This is a genomic window from Chloroflexota bacterium (genome assembly GCA_020161265.1).
GTDB lineage: Bacteria > Chloroflexota > Chloroflexia > Chloroflexales > Herpetosiphonaceae > Herpetosiphon.
The window spans coordinates 784,201-809,141 of record JAIUOC010000001.1; the positions used below are offsets into that span (position 1 = coordinate 784,201).

14 protein-coding genes and 1 CRISPR repeat array (1 of these 15 running past the window's edge) are annotated in these 24,941 nt (G+C 50.8%); of the genes, 7 read left to right on the forward strand and 7 right to left on the reverse strand.

The genetic code is table 11. From position 1 onward, the window contains the following. Positions 1–860: direct repeats of the CRISPR family, unit length 37 nt; unit sequence ATTCGAAAGACCTCAATCCTCTTTGGGGGATTAAAAC (it extends 1,068 nt beyond the left edge of the window). A 307-nt stretch (positions 861–1,167) separates the two neighbouring features. Further along, positions 1,168–2,070 (forward strand): SRPBCC domain-containing protein, encoded by a 903-nt coding sequence (locus LCH85_02790; protein MCA0350900.1) that lies wholly within the window; start codon positions 1,168–1,170, stop codon positions 2,068–2,070. Between the two features lie 62 nt (positions 2,071–2,132). Continuing rightward, entirely contained in the window at positions 2,133–2,462 is a 330-nt protein-coding gene (locus LCH85_02795; GenBank protein ID MCA0350901.1) for a metalloregulator ArsR/SmtB family transcription factor, read from the forward strand. 140 nt (positions 2,463–2,602) lie between these two features. On the opposite strand, the gene LCH85_02800 is transcribed toward LCH85_02795, so the two are convergent. From LCH85_02800 to LCH85_02825, 6 genes are all read right to left on the reverse strand, one after another. Beyond that, a complete protein-coding gene (locus tag LCH85_02800; protein ID MCA0350902.1) occupies positions 2,603–3,037 on the reverse strand; it encodes a hypothetical protein in 435 nt (144 codons plus the stop codon). A gap of 194 nt (positions 3,038–3,231) precedes the next feature. Next, positions 3,232–4,287, reverse strand: coding sequence for a universal stress protein (locus tag LCH85_02805; GenBank protein MCA0350903.1), 1,056 nt, complete (start codon positions 4,285–4,287; stop codon positions 3,232–3,234). Between the two features lie 44 nt (positions 4,288–4,331). Continuing rightward, complete coding sequence (locus LCH85_02810) at positions 4,332–4,844, reverse strand: hypothetical protein (GenBank protein MCA0350904.1); 513 nt, start codon at positions 4,842–4,844, stop codon at positions 4,332–4,334. Positions 4,845–4,852: 8 nt separating this feature from the next. Next, complete coding sequence (locus LCH85_02815) at positions 4,853–7,267, reverse strand: DUF2298 domain-containing protein (protein ID MCA0350905.1); 2,415 nt, start codon at positions 7,265–7,267, stop codon at positions 4,853–4,855. A 9-nt stretch (positions 7,268–7,276) separates the two neighbouring features. Further along, entirely contained in the window at positions 7,277–15,079 is a 7,803-nt protein-coding gene (locus LCH85_02820) for a DUF2298 domain-containing protein (protein MCA0350906.1), read from the reverse strand. Positions 15,080–15,330: 251 nt separating this feature from the next. Next, on the reverse strand, positions 15,331–15,906 hold the full coding sequence (locus LCH85_02825; protein MCA0350907.1) for a hypothetical protein: 576 nt from the start codon (positions 15,904–15,906) through the stop codon (positions 15,331–15,333). A 189-nt stretch (positions 15,907–16,095) separates the two neighbouring features. Between LCH85_02825 and LCH85_02830 the strand changes: the two genes are divergently transcribed. Continuing rightward, a complete protein-coding gene (locus tag LCH85_02830; GenBank protein ID MCA0350908.1) occupies positions 16,096–18,762 on the forward strand; it encodes a GAF domain-containing protein in 2,667 nt (888 codons plus the stop codon). A 38-nt stretch (positions 18,763–18,800) separates the two neighbouring features. Further along, positions 18,801–19,496, forward strand: coding sequence for a response regulator transcription factor (locus LCH85_02835; protein MCA0350909.1), 696 nt, complete (start codon positions 18,801–18,803; stop codon positions 19,494–19,496). Here the strand turns inward: LCH85_02835 and LCH85_02840 are convergent. After that, positions 19,493–20,668, reverse strand: a complete 1,176-nt coding sequence (locus LCH85_02840; GenBank protein MCA0350910.1) for a CoA transferase — start codon at positions 20,666–20,668, stop codon at positions 19,493–19,495. The two genes, LCH85_02835 and LCH85_02840, sit on opposite strands and share 4 nt — an antisense overlap. 196 nt (positions 20,669–20,864) lie before the next feature. Here LCH85_02840 and LCH85_02845 point away from each other — a divergent pair, with 196 nt between their 5' ends. The 3 genes from LCH85_02845 (at position 20,865) to LCH85_02855 (ending at position 24,937) form a co-directional block, all read left to right on the forward strand. Further along, the gene (locus LCH85_02845) at positions 20,865–22,007 is read left to right on the forward strand and encodes an ABC transporter substrate-binding protein (GenBank protein MCA0350911.1); all 1,143 of its coding nucleotides are present in this window, start codon (positions 20,865–20,867) and stop codon (positions 22,005–22,007) included. 93 nt (positions 22,008–22,100) lie between these two features. Next, complete coding sequence (locus LCH85_02850) at positions 22,101–23,828, forward strand: iron ABC transporter permease (protein ID MCA0350912.1); 1,728 nt, start codon at positions 22,101–22,103, stop codon at positions 23,826–23,828. A 17-nt stretch (positions 23,829–23,845) separates the two neighbouring features. After that, positions 23,846–24,937, forward strand: a complete 1,092-nt coding sequence (locus LCH85_02855) for an ABC transporter ATP-binding protein (GenBank protein ID MCA0350913.1) — start codon at positions 23,846–23,848, stop codon at positions 24,935–24,937. The last annotated feature ends 4 nt before the right edge of the window (positions 24,938–24,941 follow it).

Consider the following 24,941-nt stretch of genomic DNA (forward strand, 5'->3'; position numbering starts at 1 on the left):
ATCCTCTTTGGGGGATTAAAACGCCACAAAGACCGCCCAAACATCTTCATTGCCTCTGAGGATTCGAAAGACCTCAATCCTCTTTGGGGGATTAAAACACTTCACTAACCCGTTCCCATTGTGCGAGCTTCCAAACCATTCGAAAGACCTCAATCCTCTTTGGGGGATTAAAACTCATCAAAACCATAACACCCGCCGATGGTATAGTTTATTCGAAAGACCTCAATCCTCTTTGGGGGATTAAAACGATCATTATCGTTAGATTTGCGAAATAAATTAGATTCTATATTCGAAAGACCTCAATCCTCTTTGGGGGATTAAAACGGCTTTGTAAAACCTACGGTCTCAATTAGCACAACTCGGATTCGAAAGACCTCAATCCTCTTTGGGGGATTAAAACGTCGATGCGCTCCACTCGCACGATCTCATGGTCTTGGCCATTCGAAAGACCTCAATCCTCTTTGGGGGATTAAAACCATTACGACATAGCGATCGGTTTTCAATGATGTATTAAGCCATTCGAAAGACCTCAATCCTCTTTGGGGGATTAAAACAATCCAGTGCGGCGCACCGACCGACTGCCGAAACAGCGCATTCGAAAGACCTCAATCCTCTTTGGGGGATTAAAACGCTCATTGCCGCCATTCTACCGTGGCCTGCATCTGAATTCGAAAGACCTCAATCCTCTTTGGGGGATTAAAACTGAAAAACCAAAATTCGACCCACGCTGGAACTAGCGACGATTCGAAAGACCTCAATCCTCTTTGGGGGATTAACACCCCAATAGCTGTCAGGAACGTCACCATGGTAATTGGCGCGTAAGATTCGAAAGACCTCAATCCTCTTTGGGGGATTAACACTAAGTGCTATGGGTAAAATTAGCTTGCCATAGCCCAAAATAGAATATAACCGTAGTGTAACCATCCTAAAATTAACATCGATCACCCCGACAAGCGTCATTTAGAGCGCAGTTGGGGTGATTTTTATTGTATCCTGCTCCTCACTCGATCTGATGCAGTAACCATGTTCGTCCAAAAACGCTCCTCGCCCAAATAATCCAAATCCCGCGCAGATTAGGGCGTTTGCAGGCCTGCAATCTCAGCTTGACATCCTCGTGCCAGTTGCTATCATGTGCAACTAAATGGTTGCACATGATAGGAGTAGTGAATGAATCATCCAATCAATAGCCGCACCCGCTGGCTCAACGCCCCTCGCGCGGTCGTTTGGAATGCCCTCACCGAGCCTGCCACGATCGGCTCATGGCTGTTACCACCAGCTCTTGGTGCACAACTGATCTTGCTTGACGATCAGCGGATTGGCAGTGCGCTTGGGGGAATGACGATCCCGTTTCTTCAGCTCGACGTGATTGAACCCAATCGGCAGCTTATATGGCTGGGTCTCCCTGATCGCCTCTACCCAATCCATTTTAGCCTAGCTGACCATGCCGATGGAACCGAAGTCGTTGTGACCATGCAACCTTCCACCGCCCAAATCAATCATCCGCAGGCTGATGCGTGGGAGCAGGGGTTAAGCAATCTGCAAGCGGCAATTGCAGGCGAATCACTCCCTTTCCCTGATGGCTTTATCGCCAAATTACTGGGCTTTCGCCATGAAGCCGTGACCTTTACCCTTGAGCGGAGCATTTGGATTGCCGCTACACAGCAGAAGGTCTGGAATGCCGTTACCGACCCACAAGCCTATGCAATCTGGTTTTCGCCAAATTCTACTTGGGAGTTGACGAGCCTCGAAGAAGGGGGCAAGCTTTTTGTCCGTGATCCGGAAACGGGCGGGGAACTCTATACACAAATTATCGAGGTGCTTGATCCCATCCAGCGCTTCGTTTTACGCACCGATGCCGCCACCCTGGGCGCAGCAGAACGCACCGATTATCGCTTACACACCGAAGAAAATGGCACGCGCTTGACGATTATCAATACCGGCTATACCGTACTTGGTGAGACCGAACGCGCTACGAGCATGGAACAAAATTCGATTGGCTTTGGTATGATGCTTGAGAATATCCAAGCCTATCTCGAAGAACAGCCACTTCCCTACCCATGGGGTTTCTAGACCGCACCGCAGGAATCGCCGCAACGAGCCTGCATCCATAACAACCGAAACTGGAGGCAGGCATGCTGAGCAATTCAACCACCCGTGAAGTCCACGCCATTTTTGCCGCATTAGGTGATCCCATTCGGCGCATGGTGATTGAATATATCGCAGCACATGGGCCACAAACCGCCACCCAGCTGGCAACCCAGTTTCCCATCAGCCGCCAAGGCGTGCTCAAGCACTTAATTATCTTGAGCAACGCCGGGCTGGTGGTCGTTGAACAGGCTGGCAAGGAAAAGCGCTATCGTCTCGTTCCGGCAGCATTTGGCTCAATTGAACAGTGGGTTGCGACGTTGAGCATCGTGTGGGATGAACGGCTCAGTCGCCTCAAACAGATGCTCGAAGAGTAGGTTAAAACCCAGCAACAGCGGGTAGGATTATCACTCCCGCCCGCTGCTGATCGAAAGTGCTGCCTCACCAAATAACGTGAAATGAAATCCCTTCGCGTTCTTCGCAAATCAAACATTCACCCAGATGAAGCATGGGGTGCTTAGTTTGAGTGCCTCGCCCTCGCCTCACACGCATCAGCAAACGCCTGCAAGCGTGCATCAAGCCGATAGTCAAGCCGATAACCACGCCGAATTGAGCCATTAATAATTCGCATTGCAAATTCTTCAGGATCGAACGGGATAACCAAATAGTGGATATAAAATACTGAAGGATCAATGTAAGAATCAAACACTGCTTCTTTTTTCCAGCCCCGCTCTAGCAGCATATAGATATTCAAACCTTGATGTTGGTCAGCTGGAAGTTTTAGTGGAGTATCGCCCATATACCAAATAAGCACTTGCACAGATTTAGGCTCAGAATCAGCAGGAATCGCATCGAGCAGCACTAACTCGCCACCTAAGATCGGGCACACGCTTTGCACAGCTTCGATTAATTGAGGGTCATAAGCGCCATACAAGCCAATGTGCAAACTCATCGACAACTCCCAAACTCGATAAAATATCAATTAATGCAGCAGTGGAATAGCTATAGGCTGATGGCGCTAGCTCTCGAAACATTTTTAGGATCTCAAGAATTCCGATAGCCCATAGCCTATAGCCTTATTTCGTGTTCTTCGTGGCCTTCGCGGTTTCGCCCTTCGTGCGCTTCGTGCCCTTCGTGGATCAAATATTACTGTGGTGCATCGGCGAGCACAAAAATATCTAAATCGCGATCGCTATTGATCAATTTGGTTAGCAACGAGCCGCCCCGCAGCTCGTCCCAACGTGAGCGCACAGGCCGTCCAATAAAGATACCAGTTGCATGCTGCTCATGGGCCACTTGCAACATCGCTGCCGCTACATCTTTTTCCTCGATAATCACCACTTCATGGCACAACTCTTCGGCATAATCGAGATGTTCACGCGCTGCCAAACGATAGCCACTTGAGCCACCACCAGGCGGGCGAATATGTACCCCAATCAGCAATGCACCCATCCCATAGGCCAGGTCGGCGGCGCGTTGCAGTAAATACATCGCACTGGGATTAAAGCCAATGCCCACCAGCCAACGCGGGCGTTCGGCGCTATCGCTCAAAGGGCGGCGAATTTCCAGCAAGGCATGAGTTGCAGCACGGAGTTGATTGAGCACATCAAGCCGCAGCGCAGTCTGACGGGCCTGCTCAGCATCGGGTGGCGCAAGCAAAATGCCCTCATCCAACTGACGAATAATGTCGGTTGGCTCAGGGTCAATCAACACTAGCTCGCTGGCCTGCTCCAAGGCACTTTCAGGGATAACCGGACTAGGCGTGACGTTGGTTAGGCGGGTAAAAATTGGCGCAATTGTGGTCAGGTTATAGGCATAAATCGTTGACCACACCGCAATTCCAGCCATACGCAATTGCTCAACCAACTGCAATGGCTCAATCGGCTGATTGGGCAGGCCATGTTGATGGGCTAAATTACCTAGCACAATAATTTGGGGCGGGTCGTTGAGGATTGTTGCTAGATCAAGCGCCTCAATTCGTTGATTGTTCTGGCGCTCATAAATTAACGGTAAAGGCCGCAAACCACGGGCAAAATCGCATAAATAGTCGCTCGAAGCATTAAAGGCAATCCCAACATCATAGCCTTGTGCCGCTAACAACTGGGCATCGGCCATCAAGCGTCGGGTGCAGCCAATGCCTGGCGCTAAGCTCAAATAAATGCGATGTTCGCCATAACGGTATGAAGCGGAATCAGATCGCATGGAGACCTCATTGGCATGAATTGAGCTTTATTATACTCGCTGCGTCAATCGCGTGCCAAGAGCATTTCAGGCAAAACTCGTACCACTATCGGGCGGCCTCGCAAATCGCGTTGGCCATAGAATAAGGCCCGACCAGCCTCTAACTGTTCAACCTGCTTGGCCAAGGTCGGGTTAGCTAAGCCAAAGCCCAGCAAAAATGCCCCAAAAAAGATCGTAAATGCGCCACCAAAGCTATAGCCACTGGCAAAAGCCAGCACTGCCCAAATCACCCAGACCCAAATTGGCAAGGGCTTCATATCAGGCAAGGGCTGAAAATCGCGGGCGGTTTCAGCCTTCAGCAAACGTTCGCGCAGTTTACGCCAATTAATTTTGGTTTGGTAAAAATAAATCCCAACGGGAATGACCACGCTAATTGCCAGCATACCCAGCAAATCATTCAGCTTAAAGCCAAATTGGCTAATTTCTGAGCCAAGAAACAGCAAGCCAAGTGCGATCAAAACACCACCAGCAATACTCAGCCAACGCCCAACTTGGCGTAATTGTTCAGTCAAGCGCATCGTGTCTCCTATGGTTGTACTTGGTAGATGATCCAGCCATCGGCTTCATAAACTTTGCTGGCAACCTGTTCAAGCAAGCCAATATTGGCCTGTGGATAGGCTTTTTGCTCGTTTGGCCCCCACACCACATAATCGACCCGCTGGCGAGCCAAAACTTCGCGCAGTTGATTGATATCGGTGGCATTGTAAATGGCACTAATATCGCCTTGACGCTGACTAACTTGCTGGTTTGCATCGGGCTGTTTGCTGCGCCATAAACCTTCATGCGAGCCTGGCCAAGCTAATAAGGTTGGCCGACCACTCAAGGTTGCTAACTCACCACCATCTTGATAACTGTTGCCTGGAGCAGTTGCCAAAACGCTATCGATCGAAGTATTGGTTTGGAGCCAAAGCGCTGCCTTGCGAATCGCCTCGGAGAAATACGCTGAACTTTCCACTGCATCAAGTTTCGCACCACTCGCATCCCACGAGGGCGAGGTTGTAGGGTTAAGCACTGAAATTGGGTAGACCAACGCCCCAGCAAACAGCAAACCAAACAGCGGCAACCACAGCGCATTCGTCCAGCGTCGCCATTGGGCATTGCTCAACAAACCCCAAATACTGCTAGCAGCCGCGATTCCCAACAGCACCCAAGCTTGATAATAGACCTTGAAAATCGTGTTCATGCGATTATCAAAAATGTCGCGCAGATAGATAAAATCGACGACGACAATAATTAATGCCGCCAAACCAACCAATACCAAGCTAAAGCTTTCGGCATCGCGCTGATTGCGTTGCCACGCCGTTTGCCAACAGATCACGGCAATCGGCAAAAAGACAATTGCGGGAATTCCAACAATCAAACCCAGCAGTAGCACTGCACCAGTCACGGCCCATAATTGCCAAACTTTGATTGTGCGGCTGAGCCAAGCAATAATTGGCACTAAGAACAAGCCAAAAATCGCCACTAAATCAGTCCAGCCAGAATGATCACGGGCGGGAGCCATAATTTTGCCCAAGCTCCCAATAATTGGAATACTGGCAAATGGTTCGGGCACGTTATCACGGCCCGCAAACGAGCTAAATGTCAACAGGAATGGCATATACAACAAGGCTGCCGCCAAGACCACTAAACCAACTTGGCCTGCAAGCTGTAGCCAATCGCGGCGGGTTGGTTGCGGCGTATGACTCCGCCACAAGCCAAGCAAACCCAAGGCATACAACACACCAAAGGTCGGAGCATCCCACGAATTAGCTGCATATAAACCGCCAATCACCAAGCCAGCCATGGCCAATTCCAGCCAATCCTGCTTGGGGAAACGCACCATCGCTGGCCGGACAAAAATCGCCAAGGCCAAAGCAATCGCTAGCAGGGTCAGCGGAATCGACAAAACGTGCGGGTGCATATCGGCAAGGTAAAAGCTGAAGAAGGGAAATTCGGTAATAATCTCGCGCTGATGCATGCCAAGCCGTTGCTGATTATCGATAATGATCATGGTTTCTTGATTATCATCGAAGATTGCGCGTGATGGCGGCCAAGCCTCAAATTTCTCGCCCATTGATGGCAGGGTCGAGCTTTTGGAGATGCCAGTATTTTCAGATTTTAGCGTATTCGAATCGACGGTTGCAGGCTGAATGCCTTGTAGTGCCTGCCACAAGACTGAAACTCGTTGGCTATCGGTTAGCTTATTGACTTCTGGAGAATTGACGATCTTCTGTAAAGCGCCAATTTGGTTGCCCGCAAACAGCACCAACACACAGGCAAACAAGCCTAATGCACCAATCGCCACTAAGCGCAACCGTGATAGTAGATACTCACGCCACCACAAACCCGCCATGGTCGCAACCAAACCAGCAATCCCAAGGCTGGCTAAGCCAATAATGGTGGCCAAACCAAGATTAAACGTTTCGCCAATGGTTGCCCCGCTGAGCACGCTCAACACACTGATCAGCACATAGCCAAAATAATAATAATTAACGCTAAATCCGGCTAGCCATAAATCGCTTGGCGGATAGCTAGGGCTATTCAGCACAGCGCTAAACAGCATCGCTTCCATCGGTTTTTCGGTGCCATGAATCCCTGAGCCATACATTCCATGCAAACGCAACTGAATGCCCAGCCAAAAAACCAAAGCAAACAGCAACTCATAGGCCAGCCATTGCGGCCAATATTGGCGAATTGCTGCCAGCAAACGGGCTTTATCGAACGGTTGTTGCACAAACCAACCGAGCGTGCCCAGGCCAATTAAGCCCAAGCCAACCGTCACCCCATCGAAGCCCGAAAGATTGAGCATAGCGCCCATCCAAGCGATCCATGCAACAACCAACAAGCCCAGCGCTTTGCTCCATGCCAAGCCCCGCCCTGGCAAATGCCCAAATAGGCGCATACTCAACGGTAGCGCCAGAGTTCCAATTAAAACGATGCTTATCCACCAAGCAATCATAACAACTCACTATGGCAGATTCTTCAAGCGCTCCTGCGCCGAACCTACCCACAAGCCCTCGGGCGGGGCAATACTCAAATAGGTTTCGTATTCGCGGCGAGCTTCGGCGTTATTGCCTTGCAAACGATAGACTTCGGCCAGATGGTAGTGCGGGTCGGCAAATTGGCTATCGGCAATAATCGCTGCACTAAATTGTGCCGCCGCTGCATCAAGTTTGGTACGGTCAAGCTCGGCCCAAGCAAAATAGCCTTGACCAAGTTTGGTTTGGTTTTGCGGGGTTGGCCCAGCATTATAGGCTTGTTCATAGGCCAATACCACTTGATCGTAGCGTTTCAACGAGAGCAATACATCGCCCAAAAGATGGTGCAAGCCAATGTCGTTGGGGTGCACATCGGCAGCGCGACCCAAAATCGCCGCCGCGCGATCAGCCTGCCCCGCTTGCCACAATTGCTTGCCCGCCTCGAAAGCATAGCCAGCATTATTGGGGTCGCTCTCATACAAGGCTACCGCTGCTTCAACTTGGTTGCCCGCCTGATCAATCGGCGTATTTGGCACAACTGGCGCTGGCACAACTCCATCACGCCATTGCATCGCCAATTCGCGTAGTTGCGGTGTAGTTTTATAAATCGTAACACTATTATTTTGATAAACTTGCTGCACCCCAGCCATCGTTACAAATTTATCAACGCCCATCGGGTCGCGCAGGCGCTCAATTTGGCCAACATACACATAATCTACGCCATATTTATTGAGCAACCATTGAGTGCGCAACACATCAAGGCTACTGTAAATCTCCATCACATCGCGGATGCGTTGATCAACCAATGGGCCAGGCCGTTGCTCACCAGCGTGCAGAGCGCTGATCACGGTTGGCAAGCCAGTATTGGCGGTGATTCGTACCCCAAAGGCGCGATAAAATTCTTGCTCCGATTGCAGCAAAATTTCGGTGCCAGTGATATTTTCGGTGATCCAGCGAATCGCAGTTAAATCATCGGCCAAATTGACTACACCATTGTTAACGCTATATTCGGCAGTTTGCATATAGGCCAAACCATCGAGCGTCAAGCCTTGCAAGGGCTTGTCGAAGCGCATGCCAACGCGGCTGAGTGTGCCAAAAATTGGGAAGAACAGCGCCAGCACTACCCCTGCACTAACCGCCGTTTGCCAGCTATATTTGGCAACCCGCGAGGTACGTAAAGCTGAGGCAATATGCGGCAAGAGTAAGGCCGCACTCAACGCCCACAAGACCCAAACTTGATAGCCAAACTTGAAGACTGTGTTCATGCGCTCGGAATCGCCCGGGCCACCTTCCCACGAGCCTGGCGCAAGGTGATCGCGGATGAAAATCAGCTCAACACCCAAGGCTACTAAGCCGCCAACCAAGCCCAATACAATCGCCCAACGCGCTGAGGGCGAGGCCACGCGATTGATAAAGCGCCGAATTAAGCCCGCCAACACTAGGCCAATCACCAAACGCACCGGAATACCAGCACTGAAAATTGGCTTGTAAATCGTCGCCAGATCAGGCAATGCTGAAGGTTCAGTAATCGCGCTCTTGGCGGCATCGCTGCGGGTCAAGAAATAGACGATCACGGCGGCGGCGGCCAAACCATAGCCAATCAGCCAACGCCCGCGTGTCGCCTTAACCCAATTCCAGAATGGAGTTGGCTCAGCCCGTTTGAGTGGTAACAACAACCAGGTTGTGATGACCAGCAAAAACAGCCCATAAATCGCCAACCATGGCACTAACGCCGTGCCCACTCGAATTGGCCAAACCCCACCAACCGGAGCTTTGTAGCTGCCCAAGAATGGCGCATACAGCAGCAACCCAAGCGCAACCGTCGCCACGCCCAGCAAACTATAGCCCAGCGTCGCCCACCAACGGCGTTGCGGTGCTTGCCAACCACGCGCCATCAAGCCAACAATCAGCACCAAGCCATAGGTTGGCACATCCCAGGCATTGGCTGCCGCCAGCGAACCAACTGCCAAGGCCGCCAAACCAAAGGCTGGCAATTGTCGGCGCAAACGTCGTCGTCGGCTCACTTCCCACGCCAAGGCCACCACCAGCAAGGTAATTGGCAAAGCAATCAGGTGCGGGTGCAAATCGGCAAAAATGACGCTCCACAGCGGAAATTCATTAATCGTATTCAGGCCATCGCTAACCGTGACCCGACTTGGCCCCCAGAACCATGGCACGCCGCCAGCTAAGCGTCGCGTGAAGTTTTCGCTTGTGCCATTGGACAACGCATCGCTGATCATCATAGCTAAGTTGCTGTCACCATCGAGCGGAGCACAGGCGATTTCGCGACCTTCGCCGCCCAACTCGCAGGCCTGCCAAGCTCGCACTACCCCGCCAATTCCGGTTGAGGTGCCAATTGGCAATACGCCGGCTAAATTGCCGAGCAAGGCCACCGCAACCAAGGCCATCGCCGCGACTTTGAGCCGCCGCGTAACCACCAAGCCCACTACCCAAGCGCCAAGCCCGATCAATGCGCCAACCGTGGCAACCGCCAAGTTGAAGCCAATCGCCGAGTTGAGGCCAAAGAGTTTCATGGGCAAGGCCATCAGATACAGGCCATAGTAGTAGTAGTTGATCGTGCCTTGCGAATAGAAGGGATCAAGCGGTGGCATGTTGGGCGAACGCAGCACCGCATTCAAGAAGCCAAATTCAAAGGGCTTTTCGCCGCCCCAGTAGGGATGCCACAAATCAGGGTTGGCAGCCCGAACCAAGGTCCAAACCGCAAACAAGCTGATAAATAGCACTTCGCTGATGATAATTGCTCGCCGTTGTTGTCGCCATGTGGTGCGAATCCGTTGGGCTGCGCCAAAATACCAAGCCGCCAGCGCCAAGGCCGCCAACATTGCCAAACCAACAATCACGCTGAGCCGCGTCCATTGCCAAAAGCCCAAGCTGGTTGGCAACCAAATCAGCCAACCAAGTAGCAAAATACCTGCAATTTTGCTGGCACTCCAAGCCGCCGCTAACGATGAACGCAAGGCTTGCGCCACAATCGGGAAGGCCAACAAGCCAACAACTTCAAAAAACAGCAACCACAAAATCACTGCCGCCGCTTGATTTTGATTGATCCAAGCCCAATCGGCGAAGCCATCGACTCGTGGAGTTTCGACTTTATTGTCAACGGTTGCTTGGGGCAAGGGCTTTTCGGCCATGCTAATCGCGGCAACTGGATTATCGGGCGGAATACCAGGCAATTCGACTGGTGGCAAGGCAGTTGGCGCAGCAACTTTCGCATCAGTGCGCAGGTAGATTTGGGTTGTGCCGCTATCATAACCAACGCGCCAGCGCCCCGAAGCTTTAAGTTGCTCGAAAACTGGCAACAAATCGCCATACACTGCGCGTTCCAAACCGCCAAGGTAAATCACGCTCACGCCATAGCGATCAAGGTAATTTTGGGCAGTATTAGCATCAAACGCGGTATAAATTTGCTGAATGATATTTTTGCGGTTGGCGATAATGCCTGCTGCTTCGGCGGGCGCACGTTGCTGGTTCTGATGCCCATCCCAACCAATCAAGGTTGGCAGGCCAGTCCAGGTCGCAATTCGGCTGTTCCAGCGATAGGCTGAGGTGCTAGCTTCGAGCACGGTTGGAGTGCCCTCAATGTTCGCTCGCATCCAACGAATTGCCGCCGCATCATCTTTAATCGCAATTTCGCGATTTTCGACCCACGTCGCGCCTTCCATCCAAGCCATGCCATCAAGCCCACGCGGCGCGTCGGCCACATAGCGATCGGCCACTTTGGCTTGGGTGGCGGTGATTGGATAGACCAAAGCACCCAGCACCAACAAACTAGTAACAGTTGCCCACGAAATGCGCAACGGAGCTGCCAAGGTCGAACGCACAACGCTACGAAAGCCGCTCAAGGTCAATGGCACAACGCTGGCAGCCGCCAAAGCCAACAGTGCCCACGCCTCGTAGCCAAATTTAAAGACCACATTCATGCGGCCAGCACCAGGCAGCACAATCGTTTCGGTCAAGAGCAAGAGCAAAATGCCAGCACTGGTCAAGGCCAATGGTACAACTTCGCGCCGTCGGGTGCGGCCAGCCAAGGCGCTCCACAACAGCGCAATACTAAAGATCGCTAACGGTAACAAAATGAAAATCGAAGCCGCATGTTGATTAATTGGCTCCATAATCAAATTATTAAATAACGTTGGCGGATTCCCAAGTTCAATTCCATCAGCCATGACGCGACGAAATCCGCGCCGAGAAATAAACCAAACTGTAGCGCCAACAAGCCATGTGGCAGCAACGATTAAACGCACAAGAATTTGCCGATACGACCAAACTCGTCGCGACAGCAGCAACATCCATGGAATCAAAATCCAGAACCACAGACCATAGAGCACCGTAAATTCGCGAATGCTCATGCGTTGATCGTTAGTCAGCAATTGGGGTTTGCCATAATCGCCGGTTGCCAAATAGCGGTTGAATGGCGACCAAACCAGGGTCATCACCACAAACAGGGCGATTGGCGGGAGCACAATCCACAGCCAACGCTTGGGCCAAGCCACAGTGCGGCTTTGCTGCCAGCCGACCACCAGCAAGGCAACGGCAGATAGTGCGAGGCTCAGCGGGTAATCCCAAACATTGGTCGCTTTGAGTGCGCCAACCAAAATGCCTAGCGCCACGCTCCAACCAGCCAAGGCTCGACCTGAAATCGTTGGTGCTTTGTACAAGCCAACTAAGCCGAGCAATAGCAAAACGAGCAGCGAAAGCCCAATAATGTGGGCATGCAGATCGCCATATAAAAACGAGAAGAAGGGAAATTCGCTGATTGTGCTGGGCGGAATCACGCGTGTGGCGTTCCAATACGGCCATTCTGGGCGCAAATTGAACGATTCGCCATCGAGCCGTTTGGCAAAGCCTGCGGCGGCATCAGCCACGGGCGAACCACCCTCAAGCCAAATGCCTTGGCTCGATTGTTCAGGATTCGACCAACTCAATTCGCTGTTGCCCAAAACCCGCGCACTGTTGAAATAGAAAACTGGCTGAACCAAATTGCCCAAAAGCATCAAGGCTACCGCAGCGCCAACCGCCGTGAAACAAGCGCGACGTTCGATTTTCTTGGCCGCCCGCCCAAGAGTTGAGAGCAGGTTATAGCCAAAACTACCACTTAATTGGGCGGTGATCGCAAATAAGCTAATTAATGCCAGATTGAAGCCAATCTCAGGCCGAATCGCCAACAATTTCATTGGCGTGCCCATCAGCACATAGCCCCAATAATAGTAATTCATATAGCCGCCCGCAAACCATGGGTCATACGGCGGGAATTGCACCGATTTGAGCGTGGCCGTCAGATAGGCCAAATTCATGGGCTTTTCGCCACCCATGCCTGGATGCCACAAATCGGGGTTGAGATAGCGAATTGTTAGCAGAATTGCAAAACCAGCCACATAAATCGCTTGCGAGGTGAGAATTGCCGCGCGGCGCGTTTGCCACCACAAGCGTAATTCATGGCGCGAACGCAGCAAACTGAGGCTGCCCAACGCCACCAAAACCAGATATACTCCGGCAATCCAGAAGCGATTGAACGACCACCAATGCCAAGCCGCTGGTAGCCATGCAATCAAAGCGAGGGCAAATAAGCCGACCAGTCGTGCCATGCCCAAACCGCGATCAGGCAACGGCAATTTCAAACGCCACAGCAAACCAAACGCTGCCAAGCCCAATAGTTCAAGCGCCAGCACCCAAAAGATCAACGGGGCACTATTAGCAACCCCTTCAAAAACCCAAGCCCACGAACCAGAAGTCAACTGTTCGCGCCATTCGGCCACAGTTTGCTGAAGCATGGTTGGCATGGGCGTGGCAACTTTGGGCCGCAGTTTATAAATTTCATCAACATTCACATCGGCCAAAATTTGCTGCCGTGCTGCGTCAATATTCCAGCGTTCAGTGCGCTTCCAAATTGTCACCCGTGGATGATCGTAGACGCTCCAATCTTCGGTGGCGTGATCATCGGCGATCCGAATGCCCAAAAATGAGGGATAAGAAGTAAAATCGGCAACTTTTTCATAGCCCAGCGTGCCATCAAAAATGCCTTTGAAGAAATTGAGCGTGGCCGGAAAACGCATTGGCAATTGATCAAGCGAATCGTAGGCGCGATTTGAGGTAAAAGCTAAATAGTTGGCTTGGTTGGCAACTTGCAATATTTGCTCAATCGAGCCAGCATCATTTTCATTGACAATTGGCAACTGAAGATCAGTCCAGATCCAATTTTCCATACCTGGAATGCCAATATCCCACGAATCTGAGGTGTGAGTGCTGCCTGGGGGAATGTTGGCGTGGGCCCAAGCCGAAGCTTGGGTGCGAGTATGTGGGCGATCATAAATGCGGCTAAAACCCCAGCCCCAAAGCAGGGTTACAATCGCCACCATGCTGGTTAGGCCAACTGCTAAGCCATGCAACGGCACTTTACGGAAGAGCAAGGGTGTGCCTTCGCGCCGCGCCCAATCGACCAAGCTAATCAAGCCCCATGCCGCAAACAAAATTAATGGGCCATAAATCGGCAGCAAATAGCGCATTGGCTTGATCATCAAGCCGCCCTGCCAGAAGAAGTAAATCCCTGTCCAGAGCCAAATTGGCAAAAGCCCTAGCAAGCGTTGTCGCGAACTTGAACGCGCCAAGCCAATTCCAAAGGCTAGCCAGCCAAGCCACGCCGCAATACCCAAGGGTACACCCATGCCCCAACGAATCATGTTGGTTAATTCGTAGGTGTAGTTGCTGCGACCCGCCCATTGATGTGATGATGGGGCATCAACCTCGCCCGACGAAGTTGCGCTGGCATTGGCAATTGCATCAACAAAGCGTTCTTCAAACCAAAAACCATTGAAGGCATCGGGCATGCTAAATCGCAGGGTAAACCACATTACTAAAAAGGCGAGGACAGCAAACGGCAAGGCATAAATCCCACTCCACAACAACCGTTGGAATAGGGCAAATGGCGAATGGTCACCACGTAAATAGGCTGGATTGTGCCAATAGGCTACCATCGCAGCAATTGCAATAATCCCGCCAAGTGGAGCGAGCGTGATTTTGCAGGAGACCGCCAAGGCCAACGCTGCGCCAGCAAAAATCGTGTTGAGCACCGCACTTAATACACGCCGCGATTGAGCTAAGCGGGTGCTAGCATATAAGGTCAACAGGCCATACATGGCCGCTTGACCATCGACCACAAAAAAGTGAGCATGTTGAATTAGCGCTGGTGACCAAGCAAAACAAAAACCTGCCAACAAGCCAATGCGGCGGCTATTGAGCGTGCGGCCCAGCAAAAACAAGATGACAATTGAAATCAAATCGGCAATTGAGGAAACGCTACGGCCAACTACCGCAATTGTGCGACTGGTCAGTTGGTCGGGTTCAATTTCAGGGTAGAATTTTTCGGTTAAGTAGCGCACCGTTGCCACAGGCAATGAGCCATAGACATAGCCACGATCAACAGTACGCGGGTTGAGTGAGTTACAGCCGCTGGTTGCGCTAGGGCGTTGTTTGCTAACATCAGGTTCTTCGGGGTTGCGAGCATTTTTGAGTTGAGCGACACCCTGATCGTTGAGCACAATTTCACATTCAGTATTGAGATAACTCCAAAACGAATCGGGCACGCGCAAGTTGGGCGTGATCGCATCCTTTAAATAATACTCATCGGGGTGGATCAACGGGGCATAGCCATCCCAATCGGCTCGATGAATCGAGCGAACGCCCCAAGCCATCCAGAGAATACCCAACAAGCAGAGCAAACTGATCAAATCGGGGAAGCGTCGCCCCAAGGCACGCAGCGCAGCGAAACGTGGCATAGTTATCACCCTGAACTCAACAACGGGCGAATTATAGCGCAAAATCGGCTTGCATGGGGAAACGGGTAAAGGCAAAAGGCAAAAGGCAAAAATCAAAAGAGTAAGCGTTTAACGCAGAGGCGCAGAGCAGAGGATGGCTTTGGGCTATCGGGGATTGGCTGGAAATACCAATGATTGTTCCAATAGCCTAGCGCCTTTAGTCTACTCCCTTCGTATCCTTCGTGTCCTTCGTGGTTTTGTTCGATACTTTATTAGCTCATAATTAAATAAGCAAACAGCGCAACCCCAGCAGTCAATACCCACAGGTAAAGGCGTTGATAATAGGCAAAATAGCGATGACTCAGGGCAAAATCAGGGATCACCTGCCAATCCTGAGCGGTAGTTTTTAGTCCAGCACATAACGCAGCTGCCACCGATTCAGGATCATCCCAACCTTCCAAGGTCAGCGTGCGCTGTTGTTCTTCAGGGATCAATTCAGGAATATTCACGTGCGGCAGGCCACGGATGGGCGCACGCAACACAATATACGGCAGATAGCGCCGCGTATACCTGCTGATGCCAACCGATTCAATTTGATCCCATGGAATTTCAAAATACTGCCAACCACGCCGCATCACCAAGCCGCTTGGGGTAAAATCAAGCGACGAAATCAGATCAATCGCCATGCGGCTGGCGAGCAGCAACCACATCAGCATCCCCCACCAACGCAGCATACCCAATTCTGGATCATTCATACGCAACACTGACCATGCCGCAGCAACAATTGCCGCGATCAAGGTAATCCATTTTAGCCAATATTCGCGAACGCGGAAGTGGGCAGTTTGCATTATCGTTCTCTCGTTCTAGAGCAAAATCATCACAAATACGCTAGGCCAGCCAGAAGGTTGCTCTTTAACGACGCTAGCTAAATAAATGGTCTGCGTATGTTTGATCAAGGAATGGGTGTATGATGCAGCGAATAGGGATTTAGCCGATAATCGACTGCACCATATCGAGGGATTACAATGATCCAATGGTTGCGACAATCACTTCTCCGTCAAGTATTCAGTGGCTATTTATTATTTGGGAGTGTGATTATTGGAGTTGGTTTAGTGATGAATGGCATTGTGCGCCAGCAACTGATGCGCGAGTTTCAGGCCAGCGATCAAGCCTTAGGCCAAGCCATTGCCGTGCAAACCGATAGTCGGCTGCAAAATGCCCGCGATTCATTAGTCGCGCTGGCCGCCTTAGATCCCGCAATCTTTACTGCAAGCGCCTTTCCCGCTATGGAGAATGCATTTAAGGCCTTCAAGGCAGCCCGCCCCGATATCGATCGGGTGTATTGGATCGATCGACGTGGCCATATGCAAGTTTCAGTTCCCTACGATATTCGCACGCTTGGCACTGATTTTAGTGAGGAACGAATTTTTCTGCGGGCGAGCCAAGCCGATACACCTTTTATCAATGGTGGCTCGGTTGATCTAACCACCTTTAATGCCGTGGCGATTATTGCGATTCCCATTCGCGATCAGCAAAATCAGTTTGTCGGAATTTTGGCAACCAATGTGCTTTTGGCCGATTTTAGCCAACCCTTGAATCTAATTGTGAATCAACCAAGCCAGCAAGCCCAAGGCCTACGCCTGAGTATGCTTGATGATCGTGGGATGTTAATCGCCAGCCAAGAGCGTGAGCGCTTACTCCAGCCAATTGGCAGCGAAATACCAGGCGTTGAGGCGGCACTGCTAGGCCAGCCAACCAGTCAACTTGGGCTTGATCTGCAACAACAGCAGTGGTTATATAGCTCGGTTCCAGTTCCCAGCGTTGGTTGGGTAGTGATTGTGCAACGCCCTGCAAGTGCGGTTTTTCAAGTTGTCAATCGCTTTAGTACTTGGCTGTTGGTGGTGGCTTTGCTGTTTGCTGGTGGTGGTTGGTTATTCTGGCTTTTTTTGGTGCGCCATATGATTCATCCTTTGCATCATTTGGCTACGAGTTATCAGCTGGTCGAGCCTACGGTCAATCGCCCGAAAACTAGCCAGCTCAGCATTCGCCACGATGAAGTTGGGACGCTTGCCCGCTCATTGCAACGGCTTGATCAGGATATTAGCAAACGCCTGAGTGAACTTCAAATTTTATTGGAAACCTCGAATGCAGTGGTCGGCACGCTTGATCCGCAAACCGTGATTGATACGATTACCCATGAAGTGCAACGTTTAGTCGATAGTCAAGCGGTTGTCGTTTTAGTTCCCGATGATCATGGAGCCTTGCGCGTTTTAGCCAGCACAGGCCGCAGTAAAGCCTATGATCACACTGTTTCAGTTCAACCAAATGACCCCTTATCGCCTTCGGCTACCGCCTTGCGCCAAGGCCAACCAGTCCAAATGTTGGCCGATAGCGGCGAGTATTTCCCAGCTTCGATTGCCAAACAAGGCTTTCGGGCCTTACTAGCGATTCCGATTATTAGCCATCATGTTGGCAATGTAGTGGTGATGGTCTATCGCACCAACGCCCAAGCCTTCGATGCCAATGATCTAAAATTGCTCTTGATGTTTGCCAATTATGCGACCCTTGCCTGGGAACATGCAGTATTGTATGAACGCAGTGATGTGCGCTTACAGGCGGTTGCCCACGAAAATGAGCAACTTTATTTAGCGGCCACCCATGAAAAACAAACTTTGGCGGCAATTATTGATAGTATGCGCGATGGGCTGATTTTGGCAGGTGTTGATGATCGTTTGCTGGTGGCCAATCCTCGCGCACGAACACTGCTAGCACTTGGCGATGGCGCAATTGACCAACTAAGTTTAACTGAAATCTATCAACGCCTACGGCAGCAGGCGGTCGATCAAACGCAGTATGATCGCGGTTTTGCCCAAGCCCAAAGCCGCCAGCCACAGGTTTGGCTGCTCGAAACGGTCAACGATACCAATACCACTGTCTTTGAAATTCACTATTTTCATGTTGGCGATCAGCAACAGTTGATTGGCTATGGCTTGGTCTTGCGCGATATTACCCATGAACATGAAGTTGAGCAATTTAAAACAACCCTGCTAGCAGCCGTTGGCCATGAGTTACGCACCCCGTTAGCCGCAATTAAAGGCAATGCCTCGACCTTGTTGCAAGATGATATTGTTTGGCCGCTAGCTGAGCAGCGCCACTTTTTAAGCACCATTAGCAGCGAAGCCGATCGCTTGGCCAGCATGGTGACCAATTTGCTGGATATCTCACGCTTTGAAGCTGGATTATTGCCGCTGCAACGCGAATGGTATGCACTCGATCAGCTGATCGCTGCGGGAATTCAGCGCGTGGCCCGCCCAATTCCACGCCTGGAGCTTGATTTACCTACCCCAGCTTCAGCGATTTATGTCGATGCCGCTCGCTTTGAGGTCGTGATTCGCAATTTGGTCGCCAATGGTTTAGCCTATGGCGAAGGTTTTATTCAGATTCAAGCTCGTTGTGAGCAACAACACTTAATTGTTCAGGTGCGTGATGATGGCCCAGGCATCGCCAACCATGATCTGCCCTATGTTTTCCAGCGCTTTTATCGCGCACACCATGGCATTCAACGTCGTTCTGGTGGCACTGGCCTAGGCCTCGCGATCTGCAAGGCATTTATTGAGGCTCATGGCGGTAAAATCTGGGGTGAAAACGATCAGACCGGAACAACGATAGTCTTTCAAATTCCAATCGCGGGCAACGCCAAATAATGCTAATTCGATGATCGCTTGATGAAGGAGCACTCTGCATGGCAACGCAGCCAGTTCGGGTATTACTTGCCGAGGACGAAGATGTTTTGCGGGATTTTATTCGGCGGAATCTCCAGGTGCGTGGGTTTGAGGTGTTGGAAGCAACCAATGGGCTTGAGGCCTTGGCACTTTGGCATACAGAACAACCACAATTAATTATTTTGGATCTAATGATGCCGCGTTTAACTGGCTTTGAGGTCTGTCAGCGCATTCGCGAACAATCAATTGTGCCAATTATTGTGCTAACCGCCTTAGATGCCGAGCGCGATAAAGTTATGGCGTTTGATTTAGGTGCTGACGATTATTTATGTAAACCTTTTGGAGTCGATGAGTTGCTGGCGCGAATTAGGGCAGTCTTGCGCCGTAGCCAATGGAGTGTTCAGCCCCAAGCTTCAGGCACCAAACGCTATGGCGAGTTGGAGATTGATCTTGAAGCACATAGCGTTCGGCGGGCAGGCCTCGATGTACGATTAACTCCAACCGAATTTGCTCTTTTGGCCTATCTGATCACCCATCCCAATAAAGTGCTGACCCATCGCATGCTCTTGCAGCAGGTGTGGGGCGATCAATATCGCGATGAAGCTGAATATTTACGGGTCTATATTGGGCGCTTACGCCGCAAACTTGAAGCTGATCCTAGTAATCCACGCCATTTGCTGACCGAGGCGGGCATTGGCTATCGCTTCGTTGGTTAGATCACGGCTTGGGCTTTGAAGCCATCAATCTCGGCTTGGGTGTAGCCAAGCTCATGCAAAATGGCCTGAGTGGCAGCACCCAAAGCTGGAATACCCTGCATTGCTGGGGTAACGTTTGACCAATTGACTGGTGGCAACAGCGCCTGAATTGGCCCAACCTCGCTCATCACGCTGCGCCAACGCCCTCGCGCCGCCAATTGCGGATGCTGCCAAAAATCCAAAACGCTATTCAAGCGGGCGTTGGCAATCCCCAAAGCATCAAGCTGAGCCAGCGTTTGATCAAGCTTCAACTCGCGGGTATGTTGATTGATTAGGTTCTCTAAGGCTTGACGATTCGCCACCCGCTGACTGACCGTCGCAAATTCTGGTTGCTCGATCAGCGTTGGTTGGCGCAAAAAACCACTACAAAATTGCTGCCACTCACGCTGGTTCTGCACCGCCAAAAAGACCTGCCCATCAGCACAATCGAATGCACCATAAGGGGCAATCGCCGCATGTTGCACGCCAGTGCGTGGTAAATTCTGGCCGCTATAGCCACTGTAATAAGCAGGAAAGCCCATCCATTCGGCTAAGGCCTCAAATAGGGCAACCTCGATCTGGCAGCCTTCGCCAGTTGCTTGACGCTGATACAAAGCGGTCAAAATGCCAGTGTAGGCATACATTCCGCCAGCAATATCGGCAATTGGAATACCAACTTTGGCTGGTTGATCGGCATTGCCAGTAATCGCAACCGCACCAGCCTCGCATTGAATCAACAGATCGTAGGCTTTTTTATGTTGATACGGGCCGCTACTCCCATAGCCCGAAATATCGCAGACAATCAATTTGGGATTTGCGCGACGCAGCGTTTCTGCGCCAAAACCTAAGCGTTGGCTCGCTTGCGGCGCTAAATTTTGAATGAAAACATCAGCCGTTGCCAGTAATTGGTGCATGATGGTTTGCGCTTGCGGCTGCTTCAAATCCAGCGTAAGGCTTTCTTTACCGCGATTAAGCCAGACAAAATGCGACGATAAACCATTGACAGCCTGATCGTAGTGACGCGCAAAATCGCCAGCTTCAGGCCGTTCGATTTTAATCACCCGCGCCCCCAAATCGGCCAATTGACGGGTAGCGAACGGCGCAGCAACGGCTTGTTCAAGGGCAACAACCGTAATTCCAGTTAATGGCAACATAGATACCTCATAGGTGCTAACCCAATTTCAATCCTAGATATACCTGAAATTTGGCTCAATTTTGCAAATATTTATATTTTGTTTACGCCGAGCCAATTAATTTTTACGTCGTTTTTACATTGATCAACTAAGCTACTACTCAATCCAGCGACGCACTGAACAACCCTCCTCTCAAACAAGCGACGGAGTAAACCCAATGAAAAGCCATTTCACGCGCATTGTGGCGCACGTGTTCACTGTCGGACTCATGGCCTCGTTGATCAGTTGTGGGAGCACGCAAGTAACGCCGACCGCCAGCCAAAGTGCCCAATCAGTTCCAGCCTCAAATACCGATCCCGCTTTAGTTGAAGCCTCAAAAAAAGAAGCCGATGGTATTTTGATTTATTCGATTATGAGTGAAAAAAATTGGCAGCCAGTGATTCAAGGCTTTAACGCCAAATATCCTTGGATCAAAGTAACAACTGCTGATTTAGGAGCTTACGAGGTATTCGAGCGCTACTACACTGAGGCCGCTGGAAATGCTCGCACTGCCGATTTTATCTCCACCACCGCCCCTGATGGCTGGATCAACTTTATCGATAAAGGCGAAGTTCAGCCATATGTTTCCAGCGAAGATGCTCAAATTCCTGAGCTTGGCAAAATTGCTCAAGGGGTCTATGCCGCCTCGACCGATCCAATGGTCTTTATTTGGAACAAGCAATTGGTCGCCGATCCGCCGCAAACTATGGCTGAACTCGTTGGCATGATCGAAAAAGACCCCAGCGCCATGCAAGGCAAATTGGTGAGCTACGATGCCGATGGCGAAGGCTTTGGCTATGGCCTCAACTGGTTTTATACCAAAGCCAAAGGTGCTGATGGCTGGAAAACTTTAGAAGCAATTGGTTCAAGCCAGCCCAAAATTTTGACCTCTGGCGGCAAAATGATCGATTCAGTGCTTTCGGGCGAATCCAGCATCGGCTACTTTGTCTCGAATATCACGGTTCAGCCACGTTTGGAAGCTGCTCAACAATTGCTTGGCTATAGTTTTGTGCCCGATGCTCAAGTTGTTGCGGTGCGGGGCATGGCAGTCACCAAACATGCCGCTAGCCCTAATTCGGCCAAATTGCTACTCGATTATATTCTCTCAGCCGAAGGGCAAATGGCCTTCTCACAAGGTGGCTTAACCGCCTATCGCCCCGACATTGCCGCCTCTGCGCCACTGCATCTTTCGCAAGTGAGCCAAGCCGTTGGGGGCGAGCAAAATATCATCTTCTCGCGGCCCGATAAAGCCCTTGCTGACCCTCAACAACGCAGCCAGTTCCTCAATCAATGGAAACAAGCCCTCGGTCGCAACCAATAAGCCCCACTTAACTTAAATGGTGCTGGGTAGAGCGCTGTAGGCCAGTGAGCCGGCTTACAACGCTCTACCCAGCACCATCCAAGGAGTTTGCAGATGGCAGCAACAGCTCAGACTCGCCCAATTAAGGCGATTGCAAAAGCACCCAAATGGCGGCTCGATCGGGTTATTCAATGGTTGATTGCGCTGGCAGTCGTTGGTTTAGTCTTATTTCCAACTTGGCCAATTCTCTATCAAAGCCTCTTAGAAAAACCCTTGTACGAAGCCAGTAACACCCTGAGTTTGCAAAATTTCCCACGGGTTTTGGGCAATCCCAAAATTTGGCAGGTGATCGGCAATACAGCAGTTTTTATGCTTGGCAGTACGATCGTTGGAACCTTGATTGGAATTGGCTTTGCGGTGCTCCTGATTCGCACCGATCTGCCTGGGGCGCAATGGCTGCAAAAATTGATCACAATTCCCTACTATGTTTCAGCGCTAATTTTGGCCTTTGGCTGGGCGGTGATGTATGGCCCCCAAGGTTTTATGACGGTGATGGTGCGCGAATGGGGCTTACCAACCTGGAACTTGTATACGATGCCAGGCTTGATTGTGGTCAGTGCGCTCTATTTTATGCCGTTGACCTTTATGTATTGTAGTTCATCGCTGAGCATGGCCGACCCCCAACTAGAATCAGCCGCGCGGATTGCTGGCGCAAAACCATTGCGCATTTTGCTACGAATTACCATCCCCTTGATTCGGCCTGCAATGCTGTATGCGCTTGTATTGACCATGGTTTCCAGTATCGAATTGCTGTCAATTCCCTTGGTGCTCGGCGAAAGCGCCCAAATTGATGTGCTTTCAACCTTTCTCTATCGCACAGCGCTGGTGAGCGGGACGACCGATTATGGCACCTTGGCAGTGGTGGCAATTATGGTGGTACTGTTTATTTCAGTCTTGGTTATGCTGCAAAACCACCTGATGAAGCAAGAACGCCGCTTTGTGTCGGTCAGTGGCAAAATCTCGCGAGCGCGGGTCTTGCATTTGGGCTGGTTGCGTTGGCCCTTGGGCTTCGTCGTCTATCTGTTTGCCGGCTTGACGATTTTGGTGCCGCTTGGCGGGATTATTCTGCAAGCCTTCACGCCATTTCTCAGCGCCCTGATCAATCCATTTTCAATTTTGACTATGGATAATTTCAAACAAGCCTTTGAATTTGAAACCTATCGGGTTGCGATTATCAATAGTTTGTTGATTGCAGGCGTTGGTGGAGTCGTAGCAACCCTATTTATGGCAGCAGTCGCCTTATTGACCTATCGCTCGAAATTCCCCATGCGCGGCGCAGTCAAATATATCGCCCAATATCCACGGGCTTTTCCGGGCACAATTATCGGCTTAGGGTTTTTATGGGCCTTGCTCTCGTTTCCGGCCTTGGGTGGCCTGCGCAATACAATTTGGATTTTGATCATTGCCTACACCATGCGCTATTTACCATTAGGATTTAGTGCGATGAGTCCCTCGATTTTACAAATCTCCGATGAGCTTGATCGAGCGGCGCGAGTCAGTGGCACAACGTGGTTAGGTGTAATGCGCCATATTATGCTGCCATTGTTACGGCCAGCCTTGCTCACAACCTTCACCCTTTTATTTATCACCTTTTTAAAAGAATACTCGGTAGCGCTGTTTTTGTTCACCCGTGGCTCGCAAGTGATTGGTACAACCATGCTCGAAGTTTGGGCGCAAGGTGGGCCTGGCCCAGCCGCCGCCTTGGCCGTAATTCAATTATTAATTATTGGGGTTGTGCGCTGGCTAAGTAGCTTTATTCCGACGGTCAAAGTTCGCGAATAATTGGTAAGGAGCAACCGATGAGCAACATTCACCACGATTCAGCCGGATTAACCATCGAACATCTCAGTAAAATGTATAATCGCAGTGCCAAGGCGCTTGATGATCTTAGTTTGTCGATTCAAGCTGGCGAATTGGTCAGTTTTTTGGGGCCATCTGGCTGTGGCAAAACTACCACGCTCAACTGTATTGCAGGGCTAGAACATCCTGACACTGGCACGATTCGGGTTGGCGATTTTGTACTGACCGATAGCGCCAAAAAGCTCTTTTTGCAACCTGAAGATCGCCAACTAGGCATGGTGTTTCAATCGTATGCACTTTGGCCGCATATGACGGTTGCCGATAATGTTGGGTTTGGTTTACGGGTCGCTAAAATCGCCAGCAGCGAGATCAAACAGCGAGTAGCAACAATTTTAGAGTTGGTTGGATTAGGCCATGTTGCTGAGCGCTATCCCTTCCAACTATCAGGCGGGCAGCAGCAACGGGTAGCGTTAGCGCGTGCGGTGGTAACTGAGCCACGCTTGCTCTTACTCGACGAGCCATTATCCAACCTTGATGCCAAAGTGAGGGAGCAAGCTCGCACATGGCTGCGTGATATTCAAAAACGCCTTGGCATTACTACCGTCTATGTAACCCATGATCAAGCTGAAGCCTTAGCGATGTCTGATAAAATTGCCGTCATGTCGGCAGGTAAACTCGAGCAATTTGATACGCCGCAAACAATTTATGAACAACCAGCAACCCGTTTTGTGGCCGAGTTTATTGGGGCAACCACCTTTTTACCAGCAACCGTGGTACAGCATGCACCAGCGATGAGCCAAGTCAGCCTGAGCGATGGCACATGCCTTGAAGTGCGCACCGCACTCAAGCTCCAACAACACCAAACTATTGACTTGGGCATCCGCTCCGAACGGGTTCAAGTAGCGACGAGTGATCATCAGACCAACGTGATTGCTGGGGCAATTCGCAGCTCCGATTATTTGGGCGCAAAATGGCATCATCAAGTGGAAACCACAATTGGAGCCTTGATGGTCGAGACCTTGGATTACACCAGTGGCAATGTGCGAATTTATTTGCCGCCTGAAGCGTTGATGGTCTTGAAAGCGGCTTAAAATA

Coding starts and splice junctions, on each gene's coding strand:
- LCH85_02790 (MCA0350900.1), top strand. CDS start 1,168: ATGAATCATCCAATCAATAGCCGCACCCGCTGGCTCAACGCCCCTCGC.
- LCH85_02795 (MCA0350901.1), top strand. CDS start 2,133: ATGCTGAGCAATTCAACCACCCGTGAAGTCCACGCCATTTTTGCCGCA.
- LCH85_02800 (MCA0350902.1), bottom strand. CDS start 3,037: ATGAGTTTGCACATTGGCTTGTATGGCGCTTATGACCCTCAATTAATC.
- LCH85_02805 (MCA0350903.1), bottom strand. CDS start 4,287: ATGCGATCTGATTCCGCTTCATACCGTTATGGCGAACATCGCATTTAT.
- LCH85_02810 (MCA0350904.1), bottom strand. CDS start 4,844: ATGCGCTTGACTGAACAATTACGCCAAGTTGGGCGTTGGCTGAGTATT.
- LCH85_02815 (MCA0350905.1), bottom strand. CDS start 7,267: ATGATTGCTTGGTGGATAAGCATCGTTTTAATTGGAACTCTGGCGCTA.
- LCH85_02820 (MCA0350906.1), bottom strand. CDS start 15,079: ATGCCACGTTTCGCTGCGCTGCGTGCCTTGGGGCGACGCTTCCCCGAT.
- LCH85_02825 (MCA0350907.1), bottom strand. CDS start 15,906: ATGCAAACTGCCCACTTCCGCGTTCGCGAATATTGGCTAAAATGGATT.
- LCH85_02835 (MCA0350909.1), top strand. CDS start 18,801: ATGGCAACGCAGCCAGTTCGGGTATTACTTGCCGAGGACGAAGATGTT.
- LCH85_02840 (MCA0350910.1), bottom strand. CDS start 20,668: ATGTTGCCATTAACTGGAATTACGGTTGTTGCCCTTGAACAAGCCGTT.
- LCH85_02845 (MCA0350911.1), top strand. CDS start 20,865: ATGAAAAGCCATTTCACGCGCATTGTGGCGCACGTGTTCACTGTCGGA.
- LCH85_02850 (MCA0350912.1), top strand. CDS start 22,101: ATGGCAGCAACAGCTCAGACTCGCCCAATTAAGGCGATTGCAAAAGCA.
- LCH85_02855 (MCA0350913.1), top strand. CDS start 23,846: ATGAGCAACATTCACCACGATTCAGCCGGATTAACCATCGAACATCTC.